The organism is Anaerocolumna cellulosilytica (genome assembly GCF_014218335.1).
Lineage (GTDB): Bacteria > Bacillota > Clostridia > Lachnospirales > Lachnospiraceae > Anaerocolumna > Anaerocolumna cellulosilytica.
The window spans coordinates 1,620,962-1,643,934 of record NZ_AP023367.1 but is presented as its reverse complement, the minus strand read 5'-3'; the positions used below and the strand labels follow the sequence as shown (position 1 = coordinate 1,643,934).

Annotated in this window: 18 protein-coding genes; 4 read left to right on the top strand and 14 right to left on the bottom strand. The window is 38.6% G+C overall.

What is annotated here, in order from left to right; genetic code table 11:
* Positions 1–2: 2 nt before the first annotated feature.
* Positions 3–959 (bottom strand): ABC transporter permease, encoded by a 957-nt coding sequence (locus tag acsn021_RS07175; RefSeq protein WP_184092528.1) that lies wholly within the window; start codon positions 957–959, stop codon positions 3–5.
* A 283-nt stretch (positions 960–1,242) separates the two neighbouring features.
* On the opposite strand from acsn021_RS07175, the gene acsn021_RS07170 reads away from it, so the two are divergent.
* The 3 genes from acsn021_RS07170 to acsn021_RS07160 all read left to right on the top strand — a co-directional run bounded on the left by acsn021_RS07170 (position 1,243) and on the right by acsn021_RS07160 (position 3,588).
* Positions 1,243–2,004 carry a MerR family transcriptional regulator gene (locus acsn021_RS07170; RefSeq protein WP_184092527.1) on the top strand — a complete coding sequence of 254 codons (762 nt, stop codon included), beginning with the start codon at positions 1,243–1,245 and terminating at the stop codon, positions 2,002–2,004.
* A gap of 63 nt (positions 2,005–2,067) precedes the next feature.
* A complete protein-coding gene (locus tag acsn021_RS07165) occupies positions 2,068–2,787 on the top strand; it encodes an ABC transporter ATP-binding protein (RefSeq protein ID WP_184092526.1) in 720 nt (239 codons plus the stop codon).
* A gap of 57 nt (positions 2,788–2,844) precedes the next feature.
* Positions 2,845–3,588: an ABC transporter permease gene (locus acsn021_RS07160; RefSeq protein ID WP_184092525.1), complete on the top strand. Its 744-nt coding sequence runs from the start codon at positions 2,845–2,847 to the stop codon at positions 3,586–3,588.
* A gap of 85 nt (positions 3,589–3,673) precedes the next feature.
* On the opposite strand, the gene acsn021_RS07155 is transcribed toward acsn021_RS07160, so the two are convergent.
* The 8 genes from acsn021_RS07155 to acsn021_RS07120 all read right to left on the bottom strand — a co-directional run bounded on the left by acsn021_RS07155 (position 3,674) and on the right by acsn021_RS07120 (position 16,892).
* On the bottom strand, positions 3,674–5,911 hold the full coding sequence (locus acsn021_RS07155) for an ATP-binding cassette domain-containing protein (protein ID WP_184092524.1): 2,238 nt from the start codon (positions 5,909–5,911) through the stop codon (positions 3,674–3,676).
* A 471-nt stretch (positions 5,912–6,382) separates the two neighbouring features.
* Positions 6,383–7,054, bottom strand: coding sequence for a DNA alkylation repair protein (locus tag acsn021_RS07150; RefSeq protein WP_184092523.1), 672 nt, complete (start codon positions 7,052–7,054; stop codon positions 6,383–6,385).
* Positions 7,055–7,214: 160 nt separating this feature from the next.
* Positions 7,215–9,269 carry a DUF2264 domain-containing protein gene (locus tag acsn021_RS07145; protein ID WP_184092522.1) on the bottom strand — a complete coding sequence of 685 codons (2,055 nt, stop codon included), beginning with the start codon at positions 9,267–9,269 and terminating at the stop codon, positions 7,215–7,217.
* Between the two features lie 228 nt (positions 9,270–9,497).
* Positions 9,498–12,218 (bottom strand): right-handed parallel beta-helix repeat-containing protein, encoded by a 2,721-nt coding sequence (locus acsn021_RS07140; protein ID WP_184092521.1) that lies wholly within the window; start codon positions 12,216–12,218, stop codon positions 9,498–9,500.
* A gap of 532 nt (positions 12,219–12,750) precedes the next feature.
* Positions 12,751–13,725, bottom strand: a complete 975-nt coding sequence (locus acsn021_RS07135; RefSeq protein ID WP_184092520.1) for an ankyrin repeat domain-containing protein — start codon at positions 13,723–13,725, stop codon at positions 12,751–12,753.
* 107 nt (positions 13,726–13,832) lie between these two features.
* The gene (locus acsn021_RS07130; protein ID WP_184092519.1) at positions 13,833–15,350 is read right to left on the bottom strand and encodes an ankyrin repeat domain-containing protein; all 1,518 of its coding nucleotides are present in this window, start codon (positions 15,348–15,350) and stop codon (positions 13,833–13,835) included.
* Complete coding sequence (locus tag acsn021_RS07125) at positions 15,343–15,852, bottom strand: hypothetical protein (protein WP_184092518.1); 510 nt, start codon at positions 15,850–15,852, stop codon at positions 15,343–15,345. Before acsn021_RS07125 ends, acsn021_RS07130 begins: the two co-directional genes overlap by 8 nt.
* Before the next feature lie 155 nt (positions 15,853–16,007).
* Entirely contained in the window at positions 16,008–16,892 is an 885-nt protein-coding gene (locus acsn021_RS07120; RefSeq protein ID WP_184092517.1) for a LysR family transcriptional regulator, read from the bottom strand.
* A gap of 119 nt (positions 16,893–17,011) precedes the next feature.
* Between acsn021_RS07120 and acsn021_RS07115 the strand changes: the two genes are divergently transcribed.
* Entirely contained in the window at positions 17,012–17,593 is a 582-nt protein-coding gene (locus tag acsn021_RS07115) for an LOG family protein (protein WP_184092516.1), read from the top strand.
* A gap of 130 nt (positions 17,594–17,723) precedes the next feature.
* Here acsn021_RS07115 and xdh read toward each other — a convergent pair whose 3' ends face one another.
* From xdh to acsn021_RS07090, 5 genes are all read right to left on the bottom strand, one after another.
* Complete coding sequence (xdh, locus tag acsn021_RS07110; protein WP_184092515.1) at positions 17,724–20,336, bottom strand: selenium-dependent xanthine dehydrogenase; 2,613 nt, start codon at positions 20,334–20,336, stop codon at positions 17,724–17,726.
* 1 nt (position 20,337) lies between these two features.
* The gene (gene yqeB, locus acsn021_RS07105) at positions 20,338–21,150 is read right to left on the bottom strand and encodes a selenium-dependent molybdenum cofactor biosynthesis protein YqeB (protein WP_184092514.1); all 813 of its coding nucleotides are present in this window, start codon (positions 21,148–21,150) and stop codon (positions 20,338–20,340) included.
* 45 nt (positions 21,151–21,195) lie between these two features.
* Positions 21,196–21,786 carry a nucleotidyltransferase family protein gene (locus acsn021_RS07100; protein ID WP_184092513.1) on the bottom strand — a complete coding sequence of 197 codons (591 nt, stop codon included), beginning with the start codon at positions 21,784–21,786 and terminating at the stop codon, positions 21,196–21,198.
* A 4-nt stretch (positions 21,787–21,790) separates the two neighbouring features.
* A complete protein-coding gene (gene yqeC, locus acsn021_RS07095; protein WP_184092512.1) occupies positions 21,791–22,501 on the bottom strand; it encodes a selenium cofactor biosynthesis protein YqeC in 711 nt (236 codons plus the stop codon).
* Between the two features lie 76 nt (positions 22,502–22,577).
* Positions 22,578–22,913, bottom strand: a complete 336-nt coding sequence (locus acsn021_RS07090) for a sulfurtransferase-like selenium metabolism protein YedF (protein WP_184092511.1) — start codon at positions 22,911–22,913, stop codon at positions 22,578–22,580.
* Positions 22,914–22,973: the final 60 nt, after the last annotated feature.

Sequence of the window (22,973 nt, the reverse complement as noted above, 5' to 3'; positions counted from 1 at the left end):
CTTTAGAATAATGTATTTTCCGGGGAAATCTTCTTAACAATCTTATTGGTTACAACAACCATGATGAAACCAACAAAAGATTGGAACAACCCCACCGCAGTAGTTATACCGATATCGTCTCCTGTCTGTAGGCCACGGTAAATATAGGTATCTATAATATCCGTCGTAGGATATAATAACCCCACATTACGGGGTATATTATAGAAGAGTCCGAAATCCCCTTTGATAACATTTCCCACATGTAAGATTGTTAAAATAGTCATCAATGGAACTAAAGATGGAATTGTAATATGCCTTATCTGTTTCCATTTGCCTGCTCCGTCAACAGTTGCAGCTTCAAAGAGTTGTTCATCTATCCCCATTAAAGCTGCATAATACATAATACTGTTAAGTCCAACCGTTTTCCATACATTAACTACAGGCAATATTGCCACCCAATATTTTGGTTCTAAATACCAGTTGATACTATTTATCCCAAAAAAGTTCAAAATCTGATTTAATATCCCCATATTAGGCTCCAATATGATATATGTAATATAGCCCACGATAACCCAAGAAAGAAAATGTGGCAATATCATAGTAGTCTGGTAGAACTTTAAGGCCAGTTTATTTTTTATTTCATACAGAAGTATTGCTATTGTTACCGCGCACACAATTCCCAGTATAATAAATACAATTCCGTATCCCACCGTATTTCTTGCTATCCTGAATGCATCCTGGGAGGTAAAGAAGAATTTAAAATTTCGAAATCCAATCCATTCACTTTTAAATATGCCTAAATTGTTGCGATAATCTTTAAATGCGATAATTATTCCAAGCATTGGTAAGTAACTAAAAATTAGAAAGAAGATAATACCCGGTAGCAACATCACCGACAACTCAAAATTTTCCCTAAATACACCCCATCTGCTTTTCTTTTTTATTGTTAAACTTGTATTTCCTTTTTTTATTCTCGGCATATTTTTAAATATCCTTTCGTTATATTGCATAATTTTTATCTCTCTTCTTGTTTTTTATTATACCTCTTCAACAATTTCCTAACAATCATAGATATTTAACATAACTGTAGTATTTTAACCAATATTATTTACTTTGCTAACCGATGACTTAGAAACCAACCATTGCTGCTGGAATATAAATTCATAAAAGAAAACAAAAAAAGTAACATAAAACCCTCCACTATAACCCCAGACTTTTATGATATGATATAATAGTGGAATAGAATGGAGGTGATACTATTAAATGAAGACTTACAAAACATCAGAGATTGCAAAAAGCATTGGAATCCATCCCAACACAGTTCGGCTTTATGAAAAACTTGAACTCATTCCTACACCAAAACGGAAAGCAAACGGATACCGTATCTTTACAGATTTTCATATAGAACAAATTAAACTTACAAGGACTGCCTTACAGGTTGAAGTTCTGCAAAACGGCCTGAGAAAACAAGTAATTGCTATTATTAAAACTTCAGCATCCGGGAATTTTAACAAAGCAATCGAGCTGACAAAATGCTATTTGCAGCAAATAAAAAATGAGATACGTAATGCAGAAGAAGCGATTGAAATTACAGAACAGCTGTTTTCAGACACGAAACAAGGAATAGGTACTATCTGCTTAACCAGGAAAGAAACAGCCGATTATTTACAAATATCCATGGATGCCTTAAGAAATTGGGAAATGAACGGTTTGCTAACTATAAAACGAAAGCAAAATGGCTATCGTGTTTATACCGATGAAGATATAAAACGTTTAAAAATCATACGTTCATTGCGCCTGGCAAATTACTCACTTTCAGCAATTCTCCGAATGCTTTGCACCTTATCCCAAAATCCCGACGCAGATATTAGGCAAATCATTGATACTCCTCAAAAAAACGATACTATTATTTCTGTATGTGATAGACTGCTCACCTCTTTGCACTATGCGGAAAAAAATGCTATCACAATGCTTGGACATCTTGAGAATATGAATAAACAATTTACATTAAACCCTCCACTTTAACACCAGACCTTGCTCTGGTGTTATTCTTTTTATACAAAGAATAATTAGGAGGACTTTTGATTCATGGAAACAACCATTAAAGTAGACAAACTCTGTAAGTCTTACGACCATGTTAACGTGGTAGAGAATATTAATATTTCTATTAACCGCGGGGACGTATTTGGTTTACTCGGAGCAAACGGTGCAGGCAAAAGTACCACAATCGAATGTATTTTAGGTACAAAAAAGCAAGATAGCGGAACAGTATCTATTCTGGGAATGAATCCGCAAAAGGATCGAAAAAAGCTCTTTGAGAAAATTGGCATTCAATTTCAGGAGGCCAGTTATCAAGACAAAATCAAGGTAGCTGAACTTTGTGAGGTTACCGCTTCGCTTTACAAAACCTCTCAGAATTATTTATCACTATTACATCAATTCGGACTTTCAGATAAGAAAAAAAGTCAGGTTAGTGAACTTTCAGGAGGTCAGAAGCAGCGGCTTTTTATCGTACTTGCCTTGATTCCAGACCCTGAAATCGTATTCCTAGATGAGCTAACCACCGGATTAGATGCCAAGGCACGGCGGGATGTGTGGAACAGTCTTTTAGCGTTAAAAGCAAAAGGAATCACTATTTTGTTAACTTCTCATTTTATGGATGAGGTAGAGGTTCTTTGTGATAAAATTATGATTCTAAAAAATGGGAAAAATATTTTTTGCGGTACAGTGAGTGAAGCAGTTAAAGCCAGTCCTTATGATAAATTCGAGGATGCATATCTTTGGTATACAGATGAGTTGGAAGGTTGAATTTTAAATTTAACCCTTTGATTTTACGCGGCCAAAGGTCGCAGATGGGAGCTAAAAATGAAAGCATTTAAAACATTACTAAAATCAGAAAGCAGATTGTCCCTTCGTGGAATGGACATGTTTATTTTTGCTATCTGCATGCCTATTGTTGTCATTATTATCATAGGGGCTGTATTCGGTGACAAAACGGCTTTTAATGGTGCAGATTATACCTTCTTAGAACAGTCTTTCGGCGCAATAACGACGATTGCCATCTGTGCCGGAGGTGTGATGGGTCTTCCTTTGGTGGTATCCGATTACCGAAATCGAAAAATATTAAAACGTTTTAAGGTCACGCCTACCAGCCCCTCCTTAATCTTGTCGGTACAGGTTGTCATTTATGCACTTTATTCGATTGTATCACTTATCCTCGTTTACATTGTGGCCGCGGTCTTTTTTGGCTATCAATTACCAGGCTCATGGTTTCAATTCTTAGGCGCCTACTTTCTGGTTATGCTATCTATGTTCAGTATTGGGCTATTGGTAGGGGGGCTTGCACCAAATACGAAGATAGCAAGTGCTGCTGCCAGCCTGTTATACTTTCCGATGCTTATTTTTTCAGGAGCTACTCTGCCTTATGAAGTTATGCCCGTTGCCCTTCAAAAAGGAGCTGACATACTGCCCTTGACACAAGGGATTAAACTTCTTAAGGCCGCTTCTCTCGGTCTGCCAATGGACAGTGTTTATATACCTGTTATCGTGATGCTTTTAGTAGCAGTGATATGTGTCAGTATTTCAATTCGCTTTTTTAAATGGGAGTAACAAAGCAATAGGAATTGCATGAAAGACCTTCCAATGGAAATCATGCCATTGGAAGGTCTTTCATCAATACAGGATAACCTTATATTTACAAATACTTTGCAGTAATTGATTCTTTGCAATTTCTTAAATCATCTGGTGCCCCTTCGAAAAGAATCCGCCCGCCTTTACTGCCACCTTCCACTCCTACATCAATCATCCAGTCAGCATTGCGAATTACATCCAGGTTGTGTTCTATTACAATTACTGTATTCCCCTTCTTAACAAGACGGTCAATAATGTTCAAAATGCTGGTGATATCAGACATATGCAGACCGGTTGTAGGTTCATCCATAATATAAATATTCCCCTTCTGGCTTAGTTCCTTAGCAAGTTTTAAACGCTGGCACTCTCCTCCTGAGAGGGTATCTAAAGGTTGACCAAGAGTCATATAATGCAACCCAACTTCAACGATGTACTTTAGTTTATTCATAATATCACTTTGTGCAAAAAATTCCACCGCTTCTGCAATTGTCATATCAAGAACTTCAACAATGGACTTATGGTTATACTTATATTCTAGAACTTCCTGTTTAAATCGTTTACCACCGCATTCTTCACAAATTGTTTCAACCGATTCCATAAAGGACAAGTCGGTTTCGATAAACCCGCGTCCTTTGCAAGCCTCACATGCACCTTCCGAATTATAACTGAAAAGTCCTGCACTAACCTTGTTTTCTTCTGCAAATAGTTTACGGATTTTATCCATGATACCTGTAAAGGTTGCAGGATTTGAACGTAAATTTGCACTGACTGGGGACTGGTCAATAATAACTGCTTCCTTATACTCCTTGGCAAAGACACCGTTAACAAGGGTAGACTTACCGGAACCTGCCACTCCTGTAACAACCGTGAATATGCCCTTTGGTATTCTTAAACTAACATTCTTAAGATTGTGCAGACTACTCTTTTTCGTTTCCAAGAGTTCTTTACTAGTCCTTTTATTGCTTTTAATAGGCAGTCTCCTGCCTATATATTCTCCAGTAAGTGTGTTAGATTTTAACAAATCAGCATAGGTGCCTTCAAACATTATATTACCGCCTTTTGTACCGGCTTTGGGTCCTACATCAACGATATAATCAGCAACCTTTATCACATCAGGATCATGCTCAACGACTATCACCGTATTGCCCTTATCCCTCAATTTTATTAATAATTCATTCAGCCTGTGTACATCTCTTGGGTGTAATCCAATACTTGGTTCATCAAAAATATACATCACATCCGTCAAACTGCTCGTAAGATGCTTAACCATTTTAACGCGTTGTGATTCACCCCCTGATAAGGTAGAAGTTTCCCTGTTAAGACTTACATAATCAAGCCCTATTTGTATTAAATCCTTCAACCGCTCAGTCAGATTTATGATAATCGGTTTTACATTCTTATCGTCAATTTTCTGTATAAGTTCCAGAAGTTCATCCACCTGAAGAGCTGTTAAATCGGCAATTGAATATCCCATGATTTTTGAGGATAAAATACTATCATTGTATCGCTTCCCATCGCAATCGGGGCACTGTTCTTCGGTAGTAAAAGGAGCAATCTTCTTCTGAGATGCCTCTGATTTCTCATACTCCGTTTTAATATTCTGAAGGATGAATCTCTCTGCAAGACCTGCATAGGTGGTGTTGATGCCTTCCATGACAGTGGAATTTAATTTGACCGGTTTACAGTAAACCAGTTTCTCATATTCTTCCTCTGTATAATCTTTGATTTTTTTATCACAATCAAAAAATCCCGTAGCAGCATAAATTTTCCATTGCCAGGAGCCTGGTTTATAGCCTGGCAGTAAAATAGCCCCTTCGTTTAAGGACTTTTCTTTATCCAGTGCCTTGTCCATATCCAGCGCGACAATCCTGCCTATACCTTCGCAGGTCTTGCACATCCCATTTGGGTCATTAAAGGAAAAATAAGAGGAGGGACCTATATGAGGCTGCCCAATCCGTGAGAACAAAACTCTTAGTAATGGATTAATATCCGTTATTGTACCGAGGGTTGAACGTGAATTACCACCTATTCTCTTCTGGTCGATGATAATCGCCAGAGATAAGTTTTTAATTTCATCGACCTCCGGATGACCATACTTTGGTAAAAAACCCTGCACGAATTTACTAAAGGTTTCATTCAGCTGCCTTCCGGCTTCCTGAGCAATGGTTTCAAATACAATGGAAGACTTACCTGAGCCTGACACACCTGTAAATATAGTAATTTTCTTTTTAGGAATTTTTAAACTAATATTTTTTAAATTATTCCCTCGTGCTCCTAGTATTTCAATATAATCTTGTCCCATATTTTTCTCCTTATATCTTATATTTAATATAGGATTCCAGTGACAAATCCTTGTTTGGATATCTATATTGGTCAAAGTTTAAGTTAATAATTATTATTGACATACTCCCTTACCTTAAATTCAGAATACTTTTGTAACTGTATATCTTGTCCTAGAATTCGGCCGAACTAGACTTAGAACAGTGTACAATATCGAGTATATGATAGCAAGTAAATTTTCTGAGTTTTTGTAATATTTGTTGATTATTACTCCGGTTTAGCCGGATTGTTTTTGTGCATTTTGTATATTATTCACTATGAGAAGTCCCATTATAAATGAGGATTAAAAATGCCCCTCCTTATGGCAGACAACCAGTTTCGTATTAAACTGCCTGCCATAAAGGGAGCATGTTGCTATAGATATATACAGTACCTAATAGCTAGCATTGCTATATTTACTCAAAATAATACTTATTACTATACAAACCACGATTTATTTCTTTCGCTTATTAACAACTGCATTAATCCAATTGGGTGCATAAGCTGAGGTACAGCCTTTCGCAACCTTCAAATCTTTATACACCCCTAACGTTTCACCAAGTTTGATACACCGTTCTGTAAACATGGGATAACATATTCCTATTTCACACAATGCATGATTCATCGCCCATTGCTTACCCGGTGTTGCAGTTTGCAGCTCTCTTGTAACAGTTGTAAGAATTTCCTCCAATTCGTCATGGTTTTGTTTACCGTCGGATATATTAAGGGCAATAAGCTCCCAGCCCGCCCTGCCTAAATTATCTTTCTCTGAAACTGACCATTCCCTTGCCAAAAAATCTGCATCTTTATGGTTAAAGATAACCTCACCAATGAATTTGTCTATTAGAGCCGGGTATGTTACTTGGGAAACCATACTTTTTATTTCATCCATCGTTAGTTCCTTAGCTTGAAATAGCATACATGCCAGCCACCTAGCATCCGTATTACCACTCTGCCAAAGTTCTAAAGCCAGTTGATGATTGGTTCCTACTTGTTTTGCCAGTTTACGCAGTTCTCCCAGTAAAACACCGTAAGTATTCGTATCGGCACCATTCTTAATATACATTTGTTTGCGCTTTTCATTGCCTAGAGAATTAAGGGTTTCCAGTATTTCATTTTTTGTCATCTTAAACTTGCCTAACACATCTGGTCACAGATGTATTGCCACAAATAAAGGTATGAGAGAACCATCAAGTGGCATTCCTTTCTTTTCTATTCCTTTCATACTAGCATGTATTTTAAGCCATTTCAAATAGTTATATACAAGAAATTTACTTCTGTGTAAATTACAATTGCAGATTACCTTCCATGCCTTCGAATTCAATTACTTTCCTGTCTCCATCCTTTAATAAGACTTGAACCGGACCATAACCACCACATTTTTCTTTATCTGTATACTCCACTGAGGCAATAGAAAAAATCTCTTCTTCTGTAAAATCCTCCAGACTTTCTTTCGTAATTACCTGAGATATCATAATATATGGTTCATAGCCATACTGTTTCTTACTTGTGAGCTTACCATACACAATAATTGATTTTTTAGAATCAGGATTGGTTCCTTCACTGTTAAGAAATCCAATTTCTTCCCAACCATCATACAGGGTCATTGCAAGCTGCTTCTCTCTTCCGGTAAAGTCATGTCCTTTTAAAATAATTGCCTTAGCATTTTCCTTTTCCAATCGTATAATCTCAGTACCATTGTCCGGAAATCCATATGCACCTAGAGTCATTGAAATGGGTCTGCGGTGTAATTTAAGCTTATCTACCCTGACAATTCCATGTGCCACAGGAAAATCAGCAAGATTTACCGCCTGAATCCATGTACATTCTTTGGATATTTCATAATGAAAGAACTGCCTTCTGTACAGCACTCCCTCTCTTTTGCCATGCCAGAAAGTAACATTGGCTTTTGAATAATCACCGGTCGTACTATCTTTAAGGACATACTGCTGGGCTTCCACATCTTTAGAAGGAGCTGATTCCCATGGATACTTGCTGTTAAAACACAGCTTGGAATAATTCCACATACCATGTTCGTCTCTACAGTTTCTGACTACCTTTCCGCTTCTAAGAATCGTTTCTCCATTGGCTTCGTGGTTCGTAAAACAAAGCGCGGGGCCGTTTAGAGTGGTCTCTTTTATCTCGTTTTTCCTAAGCTTTTCCCAGATTCCGTTATTCTCTATGGCTGTCCAGAAGGGATGGTCTGATGGCAGGTGCAGACAAAGGAATGCCTTCCCCAGCCAAAAAGGAGATTCCGCACACGAATATCCCTGTACTAGTGGTGTAAACTGTCCGTAAAAGCCCAAAGTAGGAATCCCTTCATGAAGAAAGTCTTCTCTGGTCAAAAACTGCAACAGAGAGCCGGAAGAAATACGCCTTGCCAATCCTGGATCTGCTGTGGAATTACGAAGCATCATATTTCCGTCAAAAGCACTGGTAGACGCATTCCGATAAATATTACTCCTGCCCCACATGTTAGTAAAACCATCACAATCAAAAAAGTCACTGTAAGTTTCCATCAGTTTATTGGAATTTTCTTCAAACTTCTGAGCCAGATAAGGCTCTTTTTCATACCCATACCAAAGATTCCAGATCGGTGTATATACATTAAATGCCCAACAGGAATAGTAATCAAAGGAGTGCCCATCCCGATACCAGCCATCTCCTGCATAGAAGTTTAAAATTGCCTGTCCATGATCTCTCATTATATCTTCATCAATAGAATAGCCCTCCTTGTATAAAAAGGCCATATCCAGCATATTAAAAAGTCTCCAGTTCTGGGGAACTGTACTGGCATGGGCATAACTGCTCAAAAATACAGCTATAATATCTTTCTCTTCCTTTGTGTATGTGTCCCAGAGTTCTGCTTTACAGCTCCACAGGCATATCACTAAGGCGCAGGTCTCTACTGTCTGCTGAAAGGTTCTGAACGTATCCTTACTTTCTGCTAATTCCAGTTGCTCCTCATAGCTTCCCACTGAATTACTATCCCCTTTGGTACATGCCCGCAATACCTGCTCCTTATAATAGTCTCTGAGCTTATAACTACAGATAGTAATATCTGGGTTATTGTGAATCAAAGGTGCTGCCAGGAAAAAAGACCTTGCAAGTCCCTCAAAGATTTCTGCTTTTCTCTCAATTTCTCTCTGGGCTTTCGAAGCATTTTTATGTGGATAGGTAACTTCTGTTTCCTTTCTTGGCATGATAATGGGGTCATGCATGGATTTTATGTTCTTAAAAATTCCGGTTAAAAGATACTCTCCGGCTTCTATCCAGCTATCCCTGGTAAGCCCTGTATAAGGGCTTACTGTAAAATCCAATGTATTTGGCTGAAATATCATTATAATTACTCCTTTTAGTCTTGAACTAGATGACAGTATTGTATAACTTTTGCTTCCCTCTGTTAAATAACTTATAATGTTATTAACTAACTTTTTCTGCTTTTCTATCCTATTTCTTTCTTAATCTTTTAAATACATCTGTTATAACTCCTTGGCCGCATAAAATTCCTTACGCACCTTAAAAGTGAGTAAGGAATTTATTACTTTTCTTAATAGCCCCTATTAAGGCTACTGAACACTATCGATTAAATCATCCATCGTATCCAATAAAGCATTATACTTCTCTGTTTTATCCGTTTCTATTGTAAAGCTATGAAGGAAGTCAAATATCTGGTCTATCCTGTTATCACTCTTACTTTCTGCCTTCCTCTGTGCTTCCTCCCAGATAGTCTTACAAATAGAAAGACTATCATTAAATATAACGTCAGATTGTTCTGTGTTGATAATCCAAGGGGTTTGAAGCCAAACTTTTGCCATAAATAATTTTATATTTAACAATGCCAGCTTATACTGTTCTTTGTTCAGATAATTCGTTACTTCCATCAGATTTTTCATTAACAACTCTTTTGATACTGTATTAGTATCCAGATTAATGACATAGTCTGCCAAATCTTCTGTCAAAACCTTTGCATTAAAACTCTTAGGGCCAAATTCTTTCATATTATGGTTCTTGTAATTTGGAATTTGATCCAGCAGAGTAAGCCCTGTCTGAAGTTCATAGTCTCCATTACTGTACCCATTAAACCCAGGATCATTTGTCGTAGCTATATTGTTTGTGCCGAGTATTAGTTCTGTGGCTCCTCTTGCACCGCTTGGAAGGGGGGTTCCATTTATCGTACTTAGGGGAAACTTAATATTCACAGTCAAATTCTCATCAAATACATTTGTTGCTACTGCCGCATAAAATTCCTGATGAAAAGTTAAAAGCTCCGGGTACTTAGCAGCATAGACAGGATTAGCAGCATAGGTTTTTACAAGCTCCAGTCTCCTTCTGGTTTCTTCATCCTCAGTATTCCAAGTCATTGATGGTTTATAACTGTCAAAACCCCAGTAGGTAGCCGAACAGTCTAAGAATAAATTTGCTTTTATAACACTACGGGTTCCCTGGGCTCTGACTGCCACCACATTATTGGCTTTATTGGAGCCAATATTAGCAAAGATATTATTGTAAATTTGCAGTGCATGTCCATTATTATCCGTCCTTATTCCGCAAACGTTAAATTGTTTGATATATTCACCTACGGGATAGATACCAAGATTATAGATATAATTGTTTCTGAACATAGATCCCCTTTGCTGAGGACTGATTTCATTTCGGGTATATATAGCATCCATATCCAAACACTCTTTTACTGCGTCATGAATCTTATTATATTCAAAGATATGGTCATTTCCACCAAAGTTTATAATACAATGTGGTCCGTCATAAACATCATTATAAGCCACTCTGCATCCAACTCCTTGTATGGCAAGCGCGGGATTATAAGCTCTATGCTGGTATCCGACTCTGTGTATTGTATTGTTTATTATTGAATTCTCACTTGATGTCAGGGTCTCATAATCGCCACCGGACATAAATATTCCTGTTCCGCCGATGTTTTTTATTTCATTATATTCTAACTTAATCTTAGTCCCTCTGAATATTAATCCCCCTTGACCAAAATTACGTATCTGGCAATTTCTGAATTCTATCCCCTGGACTCCCGCTCCGTCATCCAGAAAACCATCCCAGATATGGCCTGGAAATACCTGGGCTTCAGGATAATTCAAAGGATCCGCCAGTCTGAGAAAATGAGTAGAGTTAGGGTCAAAGGTAATCGGATTTGTCATATTGTTCTTTCTTAAAAACTCCCCATATGTCATTATCTTGTAATCCTTTGTTGTTCCCAGGGCCGCATACCCTCTTCCACCTTCAATAGTCATATTTTTTACAGCAATATTTTTTGCACCATTAAAATAGAATATAGGATTACCTATGGTAGATAGTTCAATCGTATAATTATTAGTATTAAAATCTTCGGGCGGTAGATAATAAAGCTTTCCATTTTCACGGTCTATGTAATATTCTCCTACCTGATCCATTTCTTCCAGAAGATTTTCTGCAAAATACCAACCGTTTGTATAATAGGTCTTTATCTTTCCTTCCTTTAGCTTAATTTTTTTCTCTGTCGTATTAATATTATCAATTGGATAATAATTATTTTCATAATTAATCGATAAAGTACCGCAAATCCACGCATCCGTTGCATTTACCCAACTTGACGGCCTTTCATTTTCATACTTAAAGGACATTTCCTCCGGCAGCAGATTCTTGTTATTAACCGGGATAGTTCCCTCATTAGGATAGCGCGCAAGGGTCTGATTTTCTCCATTGACAATTAATTCCGCTGCCATATACTGGCCTTTGTTGAAATAATGATACCCCCTGGTATTCAGTTCCCCATACTCGGTGATACCATTGTTTCTTAAATCAGCAACCATTACTCTACTGGCAGCCTCCTGATCAATAATCGGTGTTTTCTCTTCCTCCGTTATGGGTCGGAACCAACTCTGTTCAATGGGTTTACTTCCGGATATCCTTACCTCCTCTCCCGGATAAGCTGTGTATATAATCTTTCCCTCTTCGTAACCGGAGTCCTCAGGTTCAAAGACCAGCGAATCGTACATATAGTAGATACCCCCACGAAGATATATCCTTGCGCCTCCTTCTGGCAGTCTGCCTTCACCGATTCGTGTTCGCACCGCCTCCTTTGCCCTTTGTATTGTTTGAAAAGGAGCCTGTTTACTGCCGTTGTTACTATCACTGCCGTTATTATCAACATAATAACAGGCATAATTCTTTGGTGCAGAGGTTGTTTCCGCATCGGTTGCTGCATAGCTTGTCAGGCACATGGACAAAATATAAAGCATAGTCAACATGATACATATAACCTTTTTTGCCTTTTTCATACTGAATCCCTCCTTGATTTTGATTTATATAATAATGGCTAGTCCCATTATTAACTATATTGTCCAGTCTGACTCACTGGTTTTCTTCCTCCAATCCATTCTTACCATGTACAAATTTTCTCCGAATCCATCCTATTAATTCGGTTTTTAATATGACTTTTTATATATTTTTTTATCCTTTATGGTATTTCCTAATTATTACTTCGTCATATAGTATACTTTTTACTGTATATCATGTGTTCTATTATACCTTTTGAATAATTTTACAACAATAGTAGATATTTAACATCCCTGTAGTATTTTAACCTTTTAAACCTAACATGGTATTATGTACTTTCAAAAACGTTTCATAAAAAACAATTCTAACTAAAAAGGAACCAGATAAATTTGTATACTAAAACAGCTAAGTTATCAAGCACTGCTTAAATAGTGCCGATAACTTAGCTTATGTCATCTCTCGTCTCTTACTTATTTTATTGAATTCTGTATTGTTTAAAAGCTCAATCCTGTGACGCATCTTACAATTTTTATATTACATATCTGAACCAGCAGTGAGGAGGGACTCCACAATTTCTGTATATCCGCCTTCACTAGCATAGTAAAGTGCATTATGTCCCGTATTATCAACAGCCTTTACATCAGCTTCATGCTCGATTAATAAATTCACAAAATCGTTATTTCCTGAAAGTGCGGCAACAATTAATGGTGTTTCACTGCTTTCATTCTTAATATTGACATCTGCTCCATATTTTATCAGCAACTTACCTATTGCCTGATTTCCCTGATGTGCAAGAAAATGCAAAGGTGCATTCCCATTTAACAGCTTAAGATTTGTATCCGCCTTGTGTTTTAACAGCTCTTCTACTATGACAACACTTTTTATACGGCATGCAATATTTAATGGTGAATCACCTGCATCATTCAACGCATCAATCATAACATCCGGATGTTTCAACAGAACTTGTACCACTTCACTTTGTCCATTGAAACAAGCTTGATGAAGAGGGGTATTTCCTTTTGCATCTTTATTCTGACCACTATATTGCAGTAACTCAATAAGGTCTCTCAGTCCTGCAGAAGTGGCATAATCAATGGCTGATAATCCCTGATTGTCTTTTAAGGTTTTATCCGCTCCTGCTTTTAGTAAAGTTTTTGCTGTTTCTGTTCTTCCTGCAATTACTGTATAAATAAGCGGAGTTTTTCCCTGGTTATCCGTTGCATTAATATCTGCACCCGCCTCCAGCAATGCTTTTATAATATCTTTATTACCGCTTTGGGAGACAATATGCAGCGGTGTATTGCTGTTATTATTTGCAAGACTTGCATCTGCTCCTGCCTCCAAGATAGCTTTTACAATATCTTTGGCACCTTTTCCGGAAGCATAATATAGGGCAGTATTTCCCAAAGAATCACGTTTATTTACATCAAAGCCTCCCTTTTTCAGAAGTGCCAGAACAACACCTTTTTGTCCATTTTTACACGCTGTTATAAATATATTATTATCCATACTGATACCCATTTATATCACAGTCCATGTGATACTGCCACAACTAAAACAGGATAAAAGAATCACTATGCGGCATCCTTTCTATACTTGACTATTTTTTCTTAACCTTATATCTTTTCTAACATCCACTTAAGAAGCTCTTCATTGTTACTTTCTGCGGCAATATCAAGGGCACTCTTGCCTTCCTCATTCACCGCCTGAATATCTAAATTCCCAAAATTGCTCATCAATTCAACCAGTTGAACCATTACCACATGATTTCTATTTCTTGCAGCCTTCATTAAAACAGTCTCTGAACGGTTATCTTTTACAGAAACATCCACACCATGTTCTAGAAGACCCAACAAGGCATTCTCACGGGCATAATAGGAATTTTCAACAAATTCCATAAGGGGTGTTTTGCCTTGATTATTTTTTATAGTACCGTCTGCTCCAAGTGAGAGATATGTATTTACAAACAATTCACTAAAACTTCCATAACTGAAATCTCTGGTAACACCGACACTGGGGCTATAGGCACAGCCTATGGCTGTATTCTGATTCCTGTCAACAGGTGCATTTAATTCCAAACCTGCATCTATCAATGCTTTCAGCACGCGGTCCAACCGCTTTTCTTTGTAATAATTATCATTATAATGACAATACTTTATCATCCAATATAAGGCGGACCGTTCTTCTTCACCCGTTCTGAAATTTGGATCTGCTTTTGCCTTAAGCAAAAGCTCCACACACTCACATTGCATTTGCATACAGGCCACTGCCAGAGGCGTCTGAAAAGAAAAAGGAGGTTCTTGATACACTTCGTTCACATCTGCCCCCAGTTCGATTAAAGCTTTTACTGCTTCTATATCCCCATCCTTAATTGCCTGGTGAAGAAATTTACCTTTGCTGGCAATTTTCAATTGTAATTCTTCATCACACTCATCATACTCACCTCGCAGCACTATAGCTATTCTCCCACAACTGTACCCCGCAGCAATTTCATAAGCTTTCTTGTGTTCACCGTTTAATGCATCGATATCTAATCCATACTCTACCAATAACTTTGCAGCTTCAAAATATTTATTTTCTTTTTCTTTTAGCTTATTCCTTGATTCCTCATCTCGGGTATACTGGAAAGCATTTTGATTTCTTCCGGCCTCTTCTGCCAGAATATGTAGTGCTGTGTTTCCAGCTTGATTGGTCAAAGTCATTTTTACATTATGTTTAATTAAAACTTTAATCAAGGTAACATTGGCATGTTTTGCAGCAATATGATACGCACAATGACCCTGGTCATTTTTTCGAAACGTACTGACCCGTGCCTCTAACAGCAGCTTCGCAATCTCCTCTATTGTTTCCTCTGTACACACAAGTATACGGTTTTCTTCTGCCAGGTAGTGCAGAGGTGTTCCCCCATAAGAATCAAAAACCGCCGCCTTTGCACCCTGTTCCAGTAAATATTTAACGGCTTTTATATCTCCATTGCCTGCCGCTATATGCAGCAGACTACACCCTTTGTTATATTCATCGATAGCATCTTTATCCTTAATTTGCTGATAAAAAGCAAGACTGTTTTCATCTGTTTGTTTCTTGGCTTCATAATACTGTTGTAAATGAAGAATTAACATTTGTGTATCATTCATTCTCTTGTATCCTCTCTATATACTGAATTGCCTTATCAATACTTCCCAACTGAAACCGCCTGTATTTACTGATAATACGTTTCATTGCATCTATATTTTTACTGCACATATACAGGTGTAAAAGTAAAAGTTCAATTCTAAAATCAAGCAGCGTCAAAGGATACTCCACCTCGGGATTCAGAGGTTTTAAATAGGCTTCATCTTCATCTTCTGCTCTTAGAAATTGTAAATCCCGCAAGGAAAATTGATTATTTGATGTATCCGGAACCCCATGATTTAACTGAAAGGCCTTTTGCAGGTAAACAATTGCTTCTTTTTCTTCCCCGATACGAGTTAAACACAAGGCGATATTCATGTATAACGGAGTCGAAGGTTGTTGTATTTCGAGGCTTTTCGCCATGGAGTATGCAAGGTAATATTGCTTCTCTGCTAAAAGCTCATATACCTGCTTTGGGGTCCCTTTCCCATTATTCTGGGACAACAGTGTTTGTCTGAAACTCATCCTAATACTCCTTTCACTACTTTATGATATGACTTTTTCGATTACAAAACATAGGTCTAGGGTTGGATATTAAAATCCCTAACCATTATTGTAATACTGCCTTCCATGAGATGATATGAACAATAAGCCCTATAATAAGCGACATCCTAATGAGTTTACACTTGCATATCTACATATTTCTGGGCTGCTGTAGAAAGCGGTATCCCCTTCTTTGTGACCATTCCTAGACTTCTTGGTGGTATTCGCTCTTTAACCATTAACTCGTATAATAGCCCTCTATGCAATTCTCTTTGAACATAATCTTTTATAACACAGGCAATACCTAATCCCTTTATGGCAAATTCAACTATTAAATCCATATTACTCAACTCTATTTGCGGTACTAAATCAATGCCATGGGTTTTAAAATACTGGTCAAGAAAGGCTCTTGTATTGCCACCCTTTTGAAGCATGATAATTGGGTATTCTTCTGCAAGTATTTGAAGAGTCAGATCTGTTTCACTCAAACTTTTATATCTTTCTCCTGCAACAAAGCAATCCTGCATTTGAAATATCTTTATTACATCAAATTTATTCTCATCTATTCCATTCAAATTCAATACGCCTATATCAATTTCACCTAAGTCCAATTGTCTTGCTATTACCTTACTTGATTCATCCTTTATATGAACCTGAATATTCGGATAACGTTGGTTATATTGTCCTATAGACTCCAATAAATCATATTTACATATTGCACTGCATACGGAGATTCTTAGCTGTCCGGTGCTCATCTGCTTTAGTTCCATAAATTTGCGTTCTGCGGTCTCCATCAAGCCATATCCTGGTTCTACGTGACGGAATAAATATTCCCCTTCTACGGTTAGTGATACACCTTTCGGGGTTCTGTAAAACAACTGCCCGCCAAGCTTTTCTTCTAATTGTTTGATTGACTGGCTGATGGCAGGCTGGGAGGTAAACAGTTCCTTAGCTGCTTTTGATATACTTCCTGATTTTGCAGTAATATAAAAAATCTTATAAAGATCTAAATTAACATACATATAATATTTTAATATACCTCCTAACAAAATTTATTATTTTACTTATACCTATTTATACATTATAATGAAGCAGTATGCAACAAGTAATACTATAAGTTAATCTATAAGGAGTTTTGTGTATGAAAAATATATGTGTTTATTTAGGCTCTAACCCAGGCAGCAGAGTCGAATATAGAGAAAGCGTACTTCAATTAGGTAACGTTCTTGTACAGAATAATATAGACTTAGTCTATGGTGGTTCCCGACTTGGATTAATGGGTGAGCTTTCCAATCAAGTACTAAAAAAGAACGGTAAGGTAACCGGTGTAATGCCAAAAAACCTATTTCCTGAAAATGTTGTAAATACACAGCTTACTCATCTGATTTATGTAGAAGATATGCATGAAAGAAAAAAGAAAATGGCTGATTTGTCAGATGGTTTTATTGCACTGCCGGGAGGAATCGGAACCTTTGAAGAACTTTTTGAAATACTATCCTGGGCACAGCTTGGAATTCATAAAAAGCCCATCGGGCTCCTTAATATAAAAGGCTTTTACGACCCTGTTATTTCTCTGCTTCATAACACCATAAAAGAAGGGTTTATGAAGGAATCCAATCTAAAACTTTTGCTTGTATCCTCCAATCCGGCAGAACTTGTGAATATGATGAAAGAATATGTTCCGCCTGTTATGGAACAAAAATGGAATGAATTAAAAATATAAATTGATTACTTATGTACGAATATTGAAACATTGTGTACTTCTAATAAGAGTTATTGTAGTTTTAATTGCACGGAAGCAGATAGACTATTGCTTCCGTGTTTTCGCTTTACTTTGCTGTTACTTACTAGTATCAGGCTTTGGATTTACGATAATACGTATTTTCTAAAGGATATTTATACCGAAAAACACCATCTTTCTTATAATAGGCGTTCTGACAGGCAGGTGCTCCCATTACACAGACGATTTCTCCTACACCTTTGGCACCAAACGCAATATCTGGGTTATTTTTCTCAAGTAAATGTACCTCTATGGGAGGTACTTGATTGGCCTTAAAAAGCCCCAGTGTTCCAAGCTTTACCTGCGGTATGCCGTCTTTTAGCGGAAAATTCTCCGTTAAAGCATATCCTAGTCCCATGGCAACTCCACCTTCTACCTGGCCCTCTGCGGCCAAGGGATTTATGACTCTCCCTACATCATGAGCTGCTACTACCTTTACTACCTTTCCTTCCTTATCAAGGATAAATAACTGTGTGGCATAACCATAAGCAACGTGGCTGACCGGGTTGGTTTTCGCAGAACCGATGGGATCTGTCTTGAATTCAAACTCTCCTATATACTCTTTTCCTTCCAAATTAGTAAGTGTATATCCCTTATCCAAATCCATCTTCAACTTAAGAGCAGCTCTTCTGGCAGCTTCACCGGCAAATACGGTCTGACGAGAAGCAGTTGTGGTACCGGAATCCGGGGTATATCTGGTATCTGGGTGTTCCACTACGATATCTTCAGGTGTCAGTCCACTACATTCACATACCATCTGCATAAAAACAGTCTGAACTCCTTGCCCAATAGCACCGGCGGAGGATCTGGTATGAACTTTTCCATCTATTATCTTTAAGTTACAGCGACCGATATCTGGAACTCCTACCCCAACTCCGGCATTTTTCATTGCCGAAGCTATCCCCACATAATAATCTGGATGCGCTTCATAATACTCAAATTCCTCTTTTACCGCATTGAGAGTCTCCATCATAGCAGTGCCGTTATCTGCAATCTGACCATTTGGCAGGCACTGACCGGGTTTAATCCCATTACGGTAGCGTATCTCCCAGCCGGATATTCCTGCCTGTTCTGCCAGTTGGTTCATAAGGCATTCTACGACGGCACAGGATTGCGTTACGCCAAAACCTCTGAATGCCCCGCCGGGAGGATTATTGGTGTAATAAGCATTCCCCTCCACATCAATGTTCTGGTAGTTGTAAGGTCCTCCGATATGGGTACAGGCTCTTTGCAGTACGGGACCTCCAAGGGAAGCGTATGCTCCCGTATCCGAAATAAGCCTTGCCATCATACCTTGTAAGATTCCATTTTCATCACAGCCGATTTTACAGTAAATTTCCATGGCATGTCTTTTGGGATGGTAATGAATGCTTTCCTGTCTGCTAAAGAATACCTTAACAGGGCGTTTTGTCAGATAGGCACACAAAGCTGCCTGATGTTGGACACTCATATCCTCTTTCCCGCCAAAACCACCACCTACCACGGCACTCTGAATCCTTACCTTTTCCATGGGAAGTCCCAGATAATTACTGATTTCATGATATTCGTCGTAAATTCCTTGTCCTCCTGTTATCACCAATATGCCGTCTCCATCAGGGACTCCCACAGCTGTTTCCGGCTCCATGAAGGCGTGTTCTGTAGGCGGCAGGGAAAATGTTCCCTCGGCTATATACTTGGCGTTCTCAAGTGCAGTTTTTGCATCACCTCTTTTCACTTCTTCATGGTCAAGCAAATTATGTTCCGGAATAATAAATTTACCAAACTGCATAAACCCTTCTCCATGAATCTGCGGTGCATCTGGTTTTGCTGCTTCTTCCGGAGAGCAAATGGGGGTAAGTTCTTCATATTCTACTTCAACTGCCTTTACAGCTGCTATGGCCTGCTCTTTTGTATTTGCCACTACCATTGCTAACGTATCTCCGCAGCATTTGGTTTCCTCCCCTATGTCAATCATTCCCGGCCAGTCCTGTGCCAAATGTCCGATATAACGCTTTCCTGGAATGTCCTTGGCAGTATACACCGCAACTATCCCCGGCAAGGATAGTGCTTTTTCTATATCAATCTTTACTATCTTCGCTCTGGCATATTTACTGAATACATTCTTACCGTAGAGCATACCTTCAAATCTATAGTCATCCGTGTATTTAGCAGTCCCAAGTGTTTTGGGTACAGCATCCACACGACAGGTTCGCTCCCCTACCTTGCCTGTCTGAATTATGTCTGGTATTTCAGAATAATCTAAGAACATTTTTGCTGCCAGAAGTATACCGTCTTCTATTTTCTTATAACCGGTACATCTGCATATATTTGTTCGGATAGACTGCTTTACATCCTCTCTGGTAGGGCTTGGGTTTTGGTCTATCAGACATTTCCCGCTGATTACCATACCAGGAATGCAAAACCCGCACTGTACCGCCCCTGAGACAGCAAATGCATAAGTAAATACCGCTCTTTCCCGTTCTGTAAACCCCTCGATTGTCAAAATCTTCTTACCTTCAAGTCTGGATAACTTCTGAATACAGGCACGGGCCATTTTACCATCTATGATAACAGTACAGGTGCCACAGGCTCCCTCCTTACAGCCATTCTTTACTGATGTAATATTCAGTTCTTCCCTAAGAAAATCCATTAAGAACATATCAATTTCCCATGAGTAATCCTGTCCGTTTATGTGTACGAATTTCATATCAGCCGGTCCCTTCTTTCTTTAATAAATACAGAATTGCTTCAAGCACACCACCTCCAATGGCACGTGCTTTATCCGATATGGAATAACAATATTCGATTTTACATCTGGGATCCACATCTCCTACTTTGAGGTTTTTCTTTACCCACAATCCATCGGTTATAAGTCCACGAAGTACCCCTTCAAGGTGGGAGACAATGGGTAAATCCTCTACATAGGCAATAACTTCTCCGCACTGTACTGTTGTACAGATTTCCTTCACGGTTCGAATCACTCCGTCTTTAGGGGCTCTTAATATTCTTTGGTAATCAAAGCCTCCGATTACGCCCGGAACACCTGTATCAGGCTCCGCTGTCCCTTCAAGAAAAACACGACCCAGATTATGCCCTCTGTTGGTCTCAATTACTGCATGTACATCCTCTCCCGCACAAAAGCCCGGCCCCAACCCCACTACTATAGGTGCCATATTAAGACGGGTACCCAGATTTCTTTTCCCAAGAATCGCATCCACCAGAACATCAGGTTTAAATACAGGAAGCGTGTCCCCGGCAGGGTCCACTACCACCGGAACCATATTTTTTGTTACGCAATGTATGGCTTCTTCTGCATTCTGAACTCTTATTGCCTGTATACCTTCCACTACAGCCACGCCATGATATACTGCTTCCGCAAAAGCTACGGTTCTACGTATAACCGTTGGCTTTTCTATCTCCAGTATTATTACCTTAAAACCACATCGAATTAACCGATAAGCAACTCCTGTTGCCAGATCTCCTCCCCCTCTTACCACGACAAGGTTATTCTGTATCTTCATTCCCGTTTTATATCCTTTCGTCTAAATCACATAGCTGTTTCGCATTTACCTAAATAGGGCGTGGTAGTCTTCTATCGTATCAATATCTCTGCCTATTCTATCATCAACAAGAGGAACCTCCCATACCTCTTTCGGATTCTCTCTTATGATAATACGTCCGCCTACATCACCTTCCAGATTTTTAAGCTGTTCTATCCATTTATTTGAAAAGACCACCGGGTTTCCTCTATTTTGACCATACAAAGGAACGATTATCGAGCCCTTTCCCTCATTATAAGCTTCACATAGAACTTTTACCGTAGTTTCATCTACAAAAGGCTGATCCGCAACAAAGAAGATAATGCCGGTGTCTTTGTTATCGCCTGCTAGAGTTTCCAAGGCAAGTCTTATAGATGTACTTAATCCCTTCTCTGCCTGCCTATTATAGAAAAATTGATAGTCATAAGCACATCCGCAACTATCCTTTACTTTATTTAACACTGCTTCATCGGAATAAACCAAAATCCTCTGTTCAAAGTCCATATTACCTACAAGGTCTGTCACATGGAGTACCATCGCTTTTCCCTGTATTTCTTTCAAAAGCTTTTTACCACCAAACCGTTTAGATAAACCGGCTGCTAATATAACCGCAATCATCATCTCACCTCAGTACTATTTCTTTTACAGGTTCTTCTTCCTGAACAGCTCCCAATATGACCCTATCAATACTATAACAGGCCTCAAGTACCTTATACCCTATCTTTCTGGCCGCATCTTTTGTCCCATCCTCAAGAATTTTGTTAAGAAGAAGTATTTTATCAGCTCCTAATGGACACGCCTTAAAAAGTCCCAATGGATGTGATACAAGCTTTACTATCACCTCTTCATTGACCCTATCCCAAAGACCTGCTCCGGTCAACTCGCTTAGAATTTCGGGTCGGTGGACATAAGCCGCCGATAGTTCTTTCCCAAAAGCATCCATTCCTATTACACCAATTAAAATGCCAGTATTTCTTGGTATTACGGGCTCATGTTCTGCCGGTGCTTTTATGGGCCTGCCTCTGGATCCATCCGCTTCTGCGAGGATATAATCATAGCTGTTCAACTTATAAATCTCATCTGTCCTTTCTTTCGTAATGCCTTTTAGCTTTCCTTCTGTGGTTATATACTCTCCTAGTATGGTAATATTTGGGTGACATGCTCCCACCGGGTTATACATTGCAGTCGTAGTAGTTACTAATACCTTCTTCCCTGCTCCTGCCAGTTCATAGGCAAGTGCAAAAAGAGAGGATGTTTTACCACCACCTCCCACAAAACTAATCATTGTCCCTTTGCCATCCGGCACCAGATTAAGTGCTTCTGTGAGTTGCATAACAATCCCTCTTTCTGTTTCTTAAGCTGTTGTTTATTTTTCTTACAAAATGTTCGTTGCTGGGTTTGTTAAGTCGTTATATTGTTATAACCTTATCGGCATGCATTATCAAAGCACAAATTTCATCTATGCTGCTGATACGCCCAGTTTTTATGCTGTTTTTTAACTGATAAAATTCTACACAGGTTCCACAGGCTAATATATCTACTCCTGCACTGAACAGCCCATCCATGGCATCTAATACTACAGAGCCGTCCGCTATAAGCTTTACTGCTGAATTATACAGTATAATATTACTCAGCTTCTTCTCCTGCGCCCAGAGTTTTCTTAAAAATGCACCTATTAGTGTCTTGCCAAGCTCCTCATTTCCTTTTCCCATACATTCGCTATTGATTATAATAATTTCACTCATAAGAACCTTTCCGGATAAATAATTTTTTAAACTATTTTGCATACTGCTAGGTTTATACGC

What these genes read in the sequence shown, in the direction of transcription:
- acsn021_RS07175 (WP_184092528.1), bottom strand. Translation starts at nt 959, where the DNA reads ATGCCGAGAATAAAAAAAGGAAATACAAGTTTAACAATAAAAAAGAAA.
- acsn021_RS07170 (WP_184092527.1), top strand. Translation starts at nt 1,243, where the DNA reads ATGAAGACTTACAAAACATCAGAGATTGCAAAAAGCATTGGAATCCAT.
- acsn021_RS07165 (WP_184092526.1), top strand. Translation starts at nt 2,068, where the DNA reads ATGGAAACAACCATTAAAGTAGACAAACTCTGTAAGTCTTACGACCAT.
- acsn021_RS07160 (WP_184092525.1), top strand. Translation starts at nt 2,845, where the DNA reads ATGAAAGCATTTAAAACATTACTAAAATCAGAAAGCAGATTGTCCCTT.
- acsn021_RS07155 (WP_184092524.1), bottom strand. Translation starts at nt 5,911, where the DNA reads ATGGGACAAGATTATATTGAAATACTAGGAGCACGAGGGAATAATTTA.
- acsn021_RS07150 (WP_184092523.1), bottom strand. Translation starts at nt 7,054, where the DNA reads ATGACAAAAAATGAAATACTGGAAACCCTTAATTCTCTAGGCAATGAA.
- acsn021_RS07145 (WP_184092522.1), bottom strand. Translation starts at nt 9,269, where the DNA reads ATGATATTTCAGCCAAATACATTGGATTTTACAGTAAGCCCTTATACA.
- acsn021_RS07140 (WP_184092521.1), bottom strand. Translation starts at nt 12,218, where the DNA reads ATGAAAAAGGCAAAAAAGGTTATATGTATCATGTTGACTATGCTTTAT.
- acsn021_RS07135 (WP_184092520.1), bottom strand. Translation starts at nt 13,725, where the DNA reads ATGGATAATAATATATTTATAACAGCGTGTAAAAATGGACAAAAAGGT.
- acsn021_RS07130 (WP_184092519.1), bottom strand. Translation starts at nt 15,350, where the DNA reads ATGAATGATACACAAATGTTAATTCTTCATTTACAACAGTATTATGAA.
- acsn021_RS07125 (WP_184092518.1), bottom strand. Translation starts at nt 15,852, where the DNA reads ATGAGTTTCAGACAAACACTGTTGTCCCAGAATAATGGGAAAGGGACC.
- acsn021_RS07120 (WP_184092517.1), bottom strand. Translation starts at nt 16,892, where the DNA reads ATGTATGTTAATTTAGATCTTTATAAGATTTTTTATATTACTGCAAAA.
- acsn021_RS07115 (WP_184092516.1), top strand. Translation starts at nt 17,012, where the DNA reads ATGAAAAATATATGTGTTTATTTAGGCTCTAACCCAGGCAGCAGAGTC.
- xdh (WP_184092515.1), bottom strand. Translation starts at nt 20,336, where the DNA reads ATGAAATTCGTACACATAAACGGACAGGATTACTCATGGGAAATTGAT.
- yqeB (WP_184092514.1), bottom strand. Translation starts at nt 21,150, where the DNA reads ATGAAGATACAGAATAACCTTGTCGTGGTAAGAGGGGGAGGAGATCTG.
- acsn021_RS07100 (WP_184092513.1), bottom strand. Translation starts at nt 21,786, where the DNA reads ATGATTGCGGTTATATTAGCAGCCGGTTTATCTAAACGGTTTGGTGGT.
- yqeC (WP_184092512.1), bottom strand. Translation starts at nt 22,501, where the DNA reads ATGCAACTCACAGAAGCACTTAATCTGGTGCCGGATGGCAAAGGGACA.
- acsn021_RS07090 (WP_184092511.1), bottom strand. Translation starts at nt 22,913, where the DNA reads ATGAGTGAAATTATTATAATCAATAGCGAATGTATGGGAAAAGGAAAT.